We start from the raw sequence: 10885 nt of genomic DNA on the forward strand, positions 1-10885 counted from the left end.
CATTTGAAAACGATTATGTTTCTTTGCCTTTCCTTGGTTATTCTCATCATGAGTGGTCTTTCCATGGCGGAAGAACTTTTTTTACATTCATCCATTTCAGAACCAGATTCTCAACTGCAGATGAACAGCTCCCCGGATATTCATGACCTGATCAGGTTTGTTAATGAAGCCGTGGTATATGCCCAACGGGAAGGAAAAGAATCCGCATTAATCGAGTTCTCTAAACCGAATGGGACCTTCACCAGAGGGGACCTCTACATCTGGGCATATGATTTTGATGGTATCAATCTCGCCCACCCCTGGCATCCGGAGTATCAGGGTAATAATAAACTTGATCTTGCTGACCCGGATGGATTTCACATGATAGCGGCAATGAGAGATGTCGCTCTGAATGGAAGCGGATATGTCTGGTATCAGTATGAAAATCCGGTTACAGAAAAAACAGAACCGAAAATTGCCTATGTGAAACGGGTAGATGACACCTGGTGGCTCGCATCCGGAATATATGGAAATGACCTCAGGGTTCCTGATGATTCACCGGAATCTGTCCGGAAAAGACTCATTGACCGGGTGGATGAAGCAGTTTGGTATGTAAAGGAGCATGGGGAAGAGGAGGCACTTGCTGAATTTAACGATCCTTCCGGGCCCTTTGCCAGGAATGAAAGCTACATCTTTGCCTTTGACATGAATGGGACAACTCGTGCCATGCCATTTCATCAGGATCGAATCGGAAGAAATGAGAGAGATCTGACTGATGAAAATGGTGTTGCCATCGGTGCTGAAAAGATTATGGTCGCTGAGAATGGCGGTGGGTTCTTTTATTATGTCTTTCATAACCCTGCTGCAGACAATACACCAGAATTCAAGATCTCATATGTGAAACCAGCATCTTCCAGCCTTGTGGTCGGAACCGGTACCTATCTCCTGGATGTCCCGGTTGCTTTCCCAGAGGAGAAGCGTGAAAAAATGAAAATGAAGGTTGGAGACGCTGTTTACTATGTTCATGATCAAGGGAAGGATGCGGCTATTCGTGAATTCAATGATCCAAATGGGACCTTTTCAGACCCGGAGATGTTTATCTTTGCTTTTGATATAAATGGGACGCTCCTTGCAAATCCGTACCTTCCAGGTCTGGTCGGACAAAACCGTCTCAACGATCGCGATCCCTATGGGAAATACCCGGTGCAGCACCTTATTTCCAATGGGGAACATGGCGGTGGTTATACCTATTATTTCTTTGCCGATCCGCATTCTGACTATAAAATTCGCCTGAAACTTGGATATACCGAAAAGACAGAGGACGGATTGATCATCGGTGCGGGCATATTTCCTGAGTCCTGATGAATTACCGTTCCCATTTTAAGGATATCAAAAAATGGTTGGAGAGGGCTCAATACCCGAGTTGTGCAGGTATCTCTCTTGCTTTTTTCTCTTCACCCTTTGGGACCGGAACAGTAATAGTAAACGGATCATAAATCTTTGCCCCGGTGATCTGGTAAAATCTGAAGAGAAGGGCCGGCTCATCCCCTTCCTGGTATGATACCCCGGTAAAACCATATAAAAATCCGGAGTATGGGTATACTGCACCTTCATAAATGAGCCCTTTCATACTGATCATTGCCTCTGCCGGCATTTTTGCCTTCCGATCCCTGAAAAATTTGGGCGTAATTTTCGCAACGACAAACATAAGAGCAGCCATCCCCAGGAGAGCAATGCCGGTTTCTACTCCCCCTTCCGGTACAAATAGTATGAAAAAGATGGCAAACAGCAGAAACATACCATCTATGACAATAAGGAGGGCTGCATTCCTCTCTTTATGCTCCTCATATTCACGATTCAGAATCCGGTCATACCAGGTGGGATCATAGGTCCAGTGTGCCAGGAGATTTGCATCGGTCACCACAGCATCAAATGCCCGTGACATCGGATAGAAGATGAGGCCTGCGACGGCCAGCGAAGAGAAAAACAGGAAGACACTCAGAAACATCAGGGCACACCCGCCATCAAAACAGGGGATGATGGTGAGTCCGATAAGAAACAGGAAGATAGAAAACCCGGCGAATAAAAAGCACTGCATTATCCGTTTTTTACTGATGTTTTCCATGTCTGGTGATGAAAAATTGGGGATGTGAGTATTTATGTATTTACCTGACCGGGACCAGGCGGGGTGTATGAAAGAACAGGAAATCAACATGAACTCTGTTTCAATGGATAAAAAATACTTTCTTTAGATGTGAATGAATCGAAGTTCTCTATAAACCGTGTTTCAAGTTGAAATGCAGCACCAGATCCGGGGCAGGTATAAATACTTCTATTGCATTTAATCACAGTATATGAACGGATATAATGATTTATTCTCTGGCATTTTCGTCATTCTGGCATTCATGCTGGTGATCGTCACGGTCTCCGGTTCTGATCCGAATTATGATCCGGTGACCCGTCGTACCTATGACTCGTTTGGGAGTTTTTTCGATGAATATAACCAGTATATTGATACTGTGAACAATGTAGTGTTGGATCGGTATGGAGGGATGGTACATAATGGATACAATTTCAATTCGGATTCATATATTGATTCAAAAGGAAACCTGTACGGGTCTCGGGAACTTGCCGGAAAATTGAAGGAGGGTCAATGGATCTTTCCTGGGAACTATGCCGGTGCGACCCCGATTGACTTTACGAAAAGGGCTGACGGAGTGAAAGATATCAGACGAAATGGATGCCTTGTCATCGAATCACCGGACCCTGTTCCAAAGAGCATGGATACGAAGGCCATTATCACCGGATATCTCCCTTATGAAGCCGACTGGCTCCCCGACGGGCGGGATATTGTCGATACTCCTCCGCAACCGACATCAAAAGGGCAGCCCATAGGGCCTACTCCATACGATGGCGACTACTTTGACTGGCTTAAAAAACAGGTATAATGGGTGAGGAATGAGCGGAGTAAAACTTTCACAAGTCGCAATAAGATCACATTTTATGTGGTATCTTTCAGAGTATGTATAAACGAGGTATGCATATGCAGGATGTGAAGATTTATGGAAGAATATGTATAATTGCCTTTCTTCTCCTCTCCTCATACGGAGTCTGTGGAGCAGAATCAGGAGATCTCCTGGGTGGATCCGGATATGCTTATCTGGTTCAGGAAGATCCCTATTTTACCTTTGGGTACCCTGCCGGTATGACGCTTTTGGTGACTGCTGAAGATGGACGAAACACGTATTATCTTCAGACAAGAAAAAACCCTCCGGTTACGTTCGTGGTGACCTCAATGGAGAACCCGGAATGGCTCGTCTTACCGACAGAAACGCTGCTGAACTATGAAGAGTCAGCGCGAATGAAATTTATCGTTCATGAATCGCACAATCTCACCTGGGGGACGGATCAATGCAGCCAGGATGAGAACCGCTCAACCTGCTTTCGGTCATATCTTGATGAAGACATGGGAGAACTTGTCTTTTCCTCCATCATAAGTACACAGGATGATGTTATCTATGCCCTTCTCCGCGAGCCTGCCGGGTTATATCAGACAGAGTATGGGAATTTCACTCTGAAATCTCTTTTAAGTGTCAGGCCACGGGATCCACACCAGAGTTATAATTTCACTCCGGTTGATATGGATGCTGATCCGAGTGTTTTTCTAAAAGAGATACATCCTTCATCAGGGACCAAGGATTTTGCGTATGATCCCTATACCGGTCTTTATAGGGATACCGATACCGGGTATTATTATATCCCGAATTTGGGAGTTTTTTTCGATCCAACGACGAATAAATTCTATTATCCGTCCGAGTTTGGAAATTATAGTGAGAACTTCTTCCAGAATTACGAAGGGCAATATATTCCGTCAGGAACTGTTGGCGGGTATTATGACGGCCTGTATGCAGGGTATGATGCATCAGATATCATTCATGAAACGTATCAGAACCGTCAGAACGTATATGATGCGGCAAACGCCATGTGGAGCGACTATATTCGTGATAACCAGTATTATGCGGTCGATGACTCAGGATATGCAGAGCCTATCGATACCGTTCAGGAGTACCAGGATTATGGGTTATCCTGATCCTTTATTTTTCTTTGACCTGCGGAAAAAAGGAGTACTATAAGAGATCCAGAGTTCAGGCTATCTTTTCTGCAGCCATCTCAATATCTTCTTCTTTGAGAGTTTTTCTTCCCGCGTGAGCGGCAAGTTTTACTGCCTCTTTTACCAGTTTTCCTAAATACTCTTCAGTCTTTGCCACAAGGATCTCTGATGCATCGCTTCCGACACGCTCAGCACCACTGCTCTTTGCAACCCGTACAACTGCTGCAATCGGTAAGTCTGCCATAGTTTACCTGGATATAAATATTGTACCACTCATATAAAAAAAATTGCATCGAAAAGCCATTTTCAGCCCAGGAACCGTGATGAAACCGGGGCCTCGGGTCCCCTGACCCATATGTCAGATCACTTTCACCCTGTTTACCTGAACTTCTTATAGCAGTGGAAATAAGGGCATAAGGATAAGATATGAGTGGGAAGTTTATAAGTATTCCAAAAGATTCTTTCACGATTCTGGTTGGATTCAGTGATTTTCTGAACAGAACGCTCGCTGATGTACCGATGAAATTCAGGCAGGGCACCATTGTGTACATTCACTCCGGCGGGGGGAACCTGTACCTGCAACCATCTGCCGGGGACAAGAGCCGGATTGAATTCAGGCAGGAGCGCAATATCATCGATATAATCGCGATGCTTGAGAGTGACCCCGCCAGATTCGTCATCCTTGCGTATGATCCTGCATGGTTTAGTCATAATGAGGAGTATATCGGACCCTTTGGCTATGTGTGCCAGAAACGTTCCGGGAACCGGCAGGAGGTTCTCCTTATCTCCGAGACATTTGATTCAACCATCTCTGAGCTTGAATCCATTGCTGACAAGTTGGTCTGCGTTCAGGAACGTTACACCGGTTCAAACAAGAGGTACACCGATCCGTTCAGGTATGTACCGAGTAGTCCCCCTTCTGGACACACTCCATCCTCAAAGGCGAAGAACGATAGGCAACAGTGCCTGATATGGTGAGTCAGCAATCTGCTTTTGATACAATTTTGTGCACTCATGGAAATGAAATACAAACTTTTTTCTATTTTTTTGTATTATATTACATATGATGAAGCATGAAGGTGAAGGATGTACTTCTTGAACAAAAAAAAGAACTGAATCTTCGGCTTCAAAGTCAATACATACCCCGGTCTGTAGAAATTAAAAATCCAGATAGTAATTTGATTAAAATAATCATTGGTCCCCGAAGAGCGGGGAAATCATTTTTTGTAATGAGGTACCTGCTTGATACCGGCCCGTTTGGGTATGTAAATTTTGACGATGAACAACTTACTGATCCTGAAAAAATTCCCGACATTCTGACAGCTATCAATGATATCTATTCAGGCTCGAGAACAATCCTGATGGATGAGATACAAAATATCTCCGGTTGGGAACTTCTTGTAAACCGTCTGGCCCGCCAGGGATATAATCTTTTTATTACCGGGAGTAATGCTCATCTCCTCAGTAAAGAGCTTGCAACTCACCTGACCGGAAGACATTCGGTCACAACACTGTTTCCTTTCTCTTTTCACGAATTTCTGCAAATAAAAAATAAAGATCTTACAGAGGCTGAATATCGGAAATCCCTGGAGGAGTATTCCCTGACAGGGGGGTTTCCAGAACCTCTTCTGGCCTTTATTGACAAAAAAGATTATCTTATCCGCCTTTTTGATGCGATAATTTACAAAGATGTTATCAGAAGATACAATATTGGTTATCCCCAGGGTTTAGGTGACCTTGCCAATTATCTGTGCAGTACAATCTCGAATGAATATTCCATTCACAGCCTTACAAAAATTTCCGGTTGTAAAAGTGACAGGACAATAAAAAAATATCTTGATTATCTTGAACAGACGTTCTTATTTTTCTCTGTACCCCGGTTTTCTTTTAAATTTAAAGAACAGGTTTCTTCTCATAAGAAAATCTACTGCATTGATAATGGATTTATTACTGCGAAAGGCTTTTCATCTTCGAGAAATACTGGACGTCTTCTGGAGAATATGGTTGCAGTTTCACTCAAGAAAGATGAGATATCCGGGTTGATTAATTTTTATTATTGGAAAAATGCTCAACAGGAAGAGATAGATTTTGTCATCCGTGTATATCACAAAATCATCGCTCTTGTTCAGGTATGCACAAAAATGGATGATAGCAATACGAAAGAAAGAGAGATACGTGCCCTTCTGAAGGGAGCACATGATCTTCAATGCTCAAACCTTATCATGCTGACTCTGTATGAAGAGGGTAAACAACAGGAGCAGTGGTTTGGGTATTCGGGCGTTATCAGATATATTCCTCTATGGAAATGGTTATTGTTACCGGCCCATGAGAAATTTGGATATGCTCTTGCCTGATACCGACCAATATTACGGGGCATCATGGATATAATTTTCACTTCCGTTCTCATCGGTATCGGCCTTGCAATGGACTGCCTTGCTGTTTCCTTCGCAGTCGGTGCTCATCAGAAGACATCCCGTATACGGGCGGCCCTCATTTTGGCACTGTTCTTTGGTGGTTTTCAGGGTGGCATGACTCTGCTTGGGTGGCTGGCAGGTACCGGATTTGCCGATGCCATCTCTTCATATGATCACTGGGTTGCAGCAGGGCTTCTTTTCATTATCGGCGGTAAAATGATCATCGACGGAATAAAAGACGGGCATGAAGAAGAAGCGCCGGATGTTTTTAACCTTGTTGCAGTATTCATTCTTGCAGTGGCAACCAGTATTGATGCTCTTGCGGTCGGTCTGAGTTTTTCACTGCTGCATATTGTCCCGCTCATTCCGGCACTCATCATCGGTCTGATATCTGCGATTTTCTCTGTCGGCGGTGTATATTCCGGGGGAAAGATAGGACATATACTTGGAAAGCGGGTTGATATTCTTGGAGGTGTTATTCTGACTCTTATCGGGATCAGAATCCTCCTTGAACACCTGGTCTGGAACGGGGCCGGAGCATAACCCATCCATTCTGACTACAGATATCCGGAGAGGATTTGGATAATAACTCCTGAAAACCCGATAATGAGACCGATTCCAGCCAGAGGGAGGGTATAATTATTAATAACACCGGTTGTTTCATCTCCGGTGAATCGTTTCACCAGCCAGAAGTAGGGATCGCTTACAAACGACACCATACATGATCCCCCGGCGATCATCAGGACCAGGGCTGCCGGCTGAATATCAGGAAAATCTGAAGCTTTTGCCAGGATCTCTGCTGTTGTTGCAGCTGATACAACACGGGATCCGGACGCTGCCTGGAGCGCTGCAGCAAGAATAAAAGGAAGGAAAAGTGCAGGAATAAATCCAGATACGAACCAATAGACCTCCTGTGGGAAGGATCCGGCGGCGATAACCGCTCCAAATGCTCCGGCACCACAGAGATCAAACATGATCAGCCCGGCATATTTTGTCCCGTCATGAATACCGATATCCCGTGCCTCTTTCCCGACAGATACCATGGCCACAAGCAGACCACAAAAGAGGGCTATGGAGATTATGGAAAAAAATGAGATGGCCGGAATCAGAAGTCCGAGTCCTGCCAGGAGAAAAGGGGTTATCACCGGAGCCCATGCTTTCACCCGTGAGTGCTTTTTTAGTGGGATTCTTACCTCTGATTCAAGACCCCCTGTCTTTTTTCGTGCATACAAAAGCAGCAATACAAGCATAATCACGGCAACAGGAATAAGGACCAGATCCAGAGCCCAGGGATCTGCAAGAGAGGGCAACAGGGTCACCATGACCGGGACCACTGCCGGAGAAGGGTATATGAGAACAAAGGATATTATCGAAGCAATTGCTGCAATATACAAGTATGGTGACGCTGATTTTTTACCGACTGTCTGCTCAATGACCGGCGCGATGAGAACAAAGGCAGTATTACAGCACATGAGCGGAAGAGACAGGATAAATCCTCCAATACCTGCTGTGTCTGCCGGATTTTTCATGATCCGGGAGATATCATCCACAATGGTGTCGATGTATCCTGACCGCCTGATCATATGGGCGATACAGACTCCACAAAAGACCATGATCGCAAGAACCTGAAATATTTTCGCAGCCCCTGATACGATCCCCTGATACAAAACAGCCGGGTTATTCCCATCAAGGATTCCATAGATGAATGCTGCAGATATGAGCGTTATAAATGGTGAAACCCGGTATCTGACGGTGAGGATGAGAATATATACAAGGATTCCTCCAAAGATGACAATTGAGTTCATTCGAGCCGGTTGATAGAGGCATGTGTTCTAGAAGTCCTGGCCTGGTTATTACCTTGGATCAGGATATCTTTTTTAGCCGGAACACTCCCCGGGGGATGGATATTAAAAACCGGGCTCCCTTTCCCGGTTCTCCATTTTCACAGATTTTCATATCGGTAATTGACAAAATCTCCCGCACCAGAAACAGTCCGATTCCACCAACAAGCCCAGTTCTCCGCTCAAATATTTTTACTTTCCGATCAGATTCGACCCCAATCCCGTTGTCCTCAAGGATTAGGGATACTTCGGTTTCAGAGGCTTTATAATAAAACTGATACCTGGTTGCATGAACGCTGTGATATTTGATATTTTCCAGCAGGTAAAAAAATGCATCTTCAAGTAATGGATCTGCGAAAATTTCCAGTCCTTCAAGCGTAATGCTTCGTTCATACTCCGACATGTCAAGATGAGAAACGGCAAAAACATAGACTTCCATGACATTCTGCCATTTTGGCGGATGAATACCCATGTTCTGGTACTGCTTTGCCAGGTGTAAAATCCGCTCAATTTTCTGCATCTGGGAGAGGGATTTCTCAAGATACATCTGGACCGGCTCATCGGATACTGCTTCTTTTGTCAGGGTCAGATACCCGCTTAAAGAGAAGAGAGCGTTTTGGATATCCTGAAAGGTGAGGGAGTTTAAAAGGTTTAATTTTTTCCTTGCAAGATCAAGAGCAGACTGGATATTTCTCAGTTCATCATAATTCTCTCTCAGTTCCTCTTCCTTCTGCTGTATCTCTTCAATAGCATCAAGGAGGTCTGCATTGGTCTGTTCAAGCTCATGGAGACGCTGCTGAAGTTCGGGATAGTAACTTTTCCGAATCGACGACTCGCCAAGGCCGATGATCTTCATCCGCTGGTCATCCCAGTCGGGTGATTCTTCAGAGTGCTCCTTCATATATGTGTTCCAGGTCGCTTACGGTCGGTTTTCGTGGATTTGTCGCCAGACAGGGATCCCGAATGGCGGATTTTGCAAGGTCTGCAATATTCTCTCTTGATACTCCAAGATCTCCAAGCCGTTCTGTAATACCTAGCTCAGTTCTCAGTGCCTGAAGAGCTGATAACAGCTTCTGTTTTATCTCCTGTGGATCATGGGATGAACAGTCAACGTTCATCGTCTGCGCAATCGTTTCGTACCGTTCAGGACAGACCTCAAAGTTGTAATCTATGACCGATTCAAGGAGCAGGGCATTGCATTCTCCATGGGGAAGATCAGAGAGTCCGCCCAGGCTGTGTGCCATGGCATGGACTGCACCAAGGCTTGCATTAGAGAACGCAAGTCCGGCAAGCAGGCTGCCAAGCATTGTTTTATACCGGTACCCGATATGGTCAGGATTATGATATGCAAGGGGCAGGTATGCACTGATGAGACGGATCGATTCAAGAGCCTGAATGTCTGTAACCGGTGAAGATGCATTTGAAACATATGCCTCGATGCTGTGAACCAGGGCATCCATCCCGGTATGTGCCGTCAGATCCGAGGTGAGAGACGTGAGGGGGACCGGATCACATAGTGAGATATCGGGAACGATTTTTTTACTGATGATTGCGATCTTTACTTTTCTTTTGGTATCATTGATAATTGCAAACTGTGAGACATCAGCAGCAGATCCGGATGTTGTCGGTATGCAGATAAGGGGAGGGGCCGGGATACTGACATTGTCCACTCCTTCAAATTCAAGGATGTGTTGTTCATTGGATACGACAATCCCGATACCCTTGGCACAATCAATCGGACTTCCCCCGCCCACTGCAATAACGGCATCACATCCTTTCTTTTTATAGAGTTCTGCCCCGTTCATGACCTCATAATCACGAGGGTTCGGGGAGACATCAGGGAAGATTGTATATTGTATTCCCTCACTCTCAAGGCTTTCTGTTACATCACCGACCCAGCCGGCTTTGATGAGTTTTGGTCCGGTAACGAGAAATACATGATTTGCACCAAAATTCTTTGCATACCGTCCTGCCAGTCTGCGGGCATCAACACCAATGATGAATTCAGGAGCTACAAATTTTCTCAGTTCAAATAAGGTATCTGTTATGTTCCTCCCCCCCCTGTACTTTTTTCCTAGTAGCAGTAATGCACATGCAGCTATTTATAGCCCACTGCACTGGTTTACTCTGATACTGGTATCTTCCTATTTCTGAAACAGATGCCTTCATCAATCCGAAGGAAAATAAAAGTCCAGGTGAACGGAGATCAGGGATTCTGGATCTCACGGCATATGCACATCCCCGGTGTCCAGGTACCTGAATGGTGGGTTGTACCCCTGATAACAACTGATAATGGTATGAACCTGAAGAAGTCGGAATTCTAGTCAGTATAATATTATCACTTAAAGGTTAACAGGAGAGTATTCGAAATTATAGATTATTAATGAGAATAGCTAAAAACCTCATCTTTTTATCTGCGAAGATCGAATAATAATGGTGGATAACTTTAGAGAATAGCTAATAACCCCTATTTTTGATCTTACAACGACAGCATATGATTGTATGAGAGGTAATAAAACTGAAAAAAATGCAAAAAAATC

The 10885-nt window shown here is 44.6% G+C and carries 11 protein-coding genes; 6 read left to right on the forward strand and 5 right to left on the reverse strand.

What is annotated here, in order from left to right; translation table 11 throughout:
* Window positions 1-120 precede the first annotated feature (120 nt).
* Complete coding sequence (locus tag LDL35_RS11300; protein WP_304022479.1) at window positions 121-1341, forward strand: cache domain-containing protein; 1221 nt, start codon at window positions 121-123, stop codon at window positions 1339-1341.
* A 49-nt stretch (window positions 1342-1390) separates the two neighbouring features.
* Here the strand turns inward: LDL35_RS11300 and LDL35_RS11305 are convergent, their stop codons facing one another.
* Window positions 1391-2077 carry a hypothetical protein gene (locus LDL35_RS11305; RefSeq protein WP_304022480.1) on the reverse strand — a complete coding sequence of 229 codons (687 nt, stop codon included), beginning with the start codon at window positions 2075-2077 and terminating at the stop codon, window positions 1391-1393.
* Between the two features lie 256 nt (window positions 2078-2333).
* Between LDL35_RS11305 and LDL35_RS11310 the strand changes: the two genes are divergently transcribed.
* Both LDL35_RS11310 and LDL35_RS11315 read left to right on the forward strand, forming a co-directional pair.
* Window positions 2334-2927: a hypothetical protein gene (locus LDL35_RS11310; protein ID WP_304022481.1), complete on the forward strand. Its 594-nt coding sequence runs from the start codon at window positions 2334-2336 to the stop codon at window positions 2925-2927.
* 95 nt (window positions 2928-3022) lie between these two features.
* The gene (locus LDL35_RS11315) at window positions 3023-4069 is read left to right on the forward strand and encodes an OCRE domain-containing protein (protein ID WP_304022483.1); all 1047 of its coding nucleotides are present in this window, start codon (window positions 3023-3025) and stop codon (window positions 4067-4069) included.
* A 55-nt stretch (window positions 4070-4124) separates the two neighbouring features.
* Here the strand turns inward: LDL35_RS11315 and LDL35_RS11320 are convergent, their stop codons facing one another.
* Window positions 4125-4334 (reverse strand): histone family protein, encoded by a 210-nt coding sequence (locus tag LDL35_RS11320; RefSeq protein ID WP_011447237.1) that lies wholly within the window; start codon window positions 4332-4334, stop codon window positions 4125-4127.
* 182 nt (window positions 4335-4516) lie between these two features.
* Here LDL35_RS11320 and LDL35_RS11325 point away from each other — a divergent pair, with 182 nt between their 5' ends.
* From LDL35_RS11325 to LDL35_RS11335, 3 genes are all read left to right on the forward strand, one after another.
* Window positions 4517-5068, forward strand: coding sequence for a hypothetical protein (locus LDL35_RS11325; protein WP_304022484.1), 552 nt, complete (start codon window positions 4517-4519; stop codon window positions 5066-5068).
* Between the two features lie 95 nt (window positions 5069-5163).
* Window positions 5164-6444, forward strand: coding sequence for an ATP-binding protein (locus LDL35_RS11330; RefSeq protein ID WP_304022485.1), 1281 nt, complete (start codon window positions 5164-5166; stop codon window positions 6442-6444).
* A 24-nt stretch (window positions 6445-6468) separates the two neighbouring features.
* Entirely contained in the window at window positions 6469-7047 is a 579-nt protein-coding gene (locus LDL35_RS11335; protein ID WP_304022486.1) for a manganese efflux pump MntP family protein, read from the forward strand.
* Between the two features lie 14 nt (window positions 7048-7061).
* Here the strand turns inward: LDL35_RS11335 and LDL35_RS11340 are convergent, their stop codons facing one another.
* Genes LDL35_RS11340 through ercA form a run of 3 tightly spaced genes read right to left on the reverse strand, consistent with a single transcriptional unit; the run spans window position 7062 to window position 10447 of the window.
* Window positions 7062-8309: a hypothetical protein gene (locus LDL35_RS11340; protein ID WP_304022487.1), complete on the reverse strand. Its 1248-nt coding sequence runs from the start codon at window positions 8307-8309 to the stop codon at window positions 7062-7064.
* Window positions 8310-8367: 58 nt separating this feature from the next.
* Entirely contained in the window at window positions 8368-9246 is an 879-nt protein-coding gene (locus LDL35_RS11345; protein WP_304022489.1) for an ATP-binding protein, read from the reverse strand.
* The gene (gene ercA, locus LDL35_RS11350; RefSeq protein WP_369694921.1) at window positions 9230-10447 is read right to left on the reverse strand and encodes an alcohol dehydrogenase-like regulatory protein ErcA; all 1218 of its coding nucleotides are present in this window, start codon (window positions 10445-10447) and stop codon (window positions 9230-9232) included. Before ercA ends, LDL35_RS11345 begins: the two co-directional genes overlap by 17 nt.
* Window positions 10448-10885: the final 438 nt, after the last annotated feature.

Origin of the sequence: Methanospirillum hungatei, from assembly GCF_020216685.1 — an archaeon.
Lineage (GTDB): Archaea > Halobacteriota > Methanomicrobia > Methanomicrobiales > Methanospirillaceae > Methanospirillum > Methanospirillum hungatei_B.

What these genes read in the sequence shown, in the direction of transcription:
- LDL35_RS11315 (WP_304022483.1), top strand. Translation starts at nt 3,023, where the DNA reads ATGCAGGATGTGAAGATTTATGGAAGAATATGTATAATTGCCTTTCTT.
- LDL35_RS11305 (WP_304022480.1), bottom strand. Translation starts at nt 2,077, where the DNA reads ATGCAGTGCTTTTTATTCGCCGGGTTTTCTATCTTCCTGTTTCTTATC.
- LDL35_RS11340 (WP_304022487.1), bottom strand. Translation starts at nt 8,309, where the DNA reads ATGAACTCAATTGTCATCTTTGGAGGAATCCTTGTATATATTCTCATC.
- LDL35_RS11310 (WP_304022481.1), top strand. Translation starts at nt 2,334, where the DNA reads ATGAACGGATATAATGATTTATTCTCTGGCATTTTCGTCATTCTGGCA.
- LDL35_RS11325 (WP_304022484.1), top strand. Translation starts at nt 4,517, where the DNA reads ATGAGTGGGAAGTTTATAAGTATTCCAAAAGATTCTTTCACGATTCTG.
- LDL35_RS11345 (WP_304022489.1), bottom strand. Translation starts at nt 9,246, where the DNA reads ATGAAGGAGCACTCTGAAGAATCACCCGACTGGGATGACCAGCGGATG.
- LDL35_RS11300 (WP_304022479.1), top strand. Translation starts at nt 121, where the DNA reads ATGAACAGCTCCCCGGATATTCATGACCTGATCAGGTTTGTTAATGAA.
- LDL35_RS11320 (WP_011447237.1), bottom strand. Translation starts at nt 4,334, where the DNA reads ATGGCAGACTTACCGATTGCAGCAGTTGTACGGGTTGCAAAGAGCAGT.
- LDL35_RS11330 (WP_304022485.1), top strand. Translation starts at nt 5,164, where the DNA reads ATGAAGGTGAAGGATGTACTTCTTGAACAAAAAAAAGAACTGAATCTT.
- LDL35_RS11335 (WP_304022486.1), top strand. Translation starts at nt 6,469, where the DNA reads ATGGATATAATTTTCACTTCCGTTCTCATCGGTATCGGCCTTGCAATG.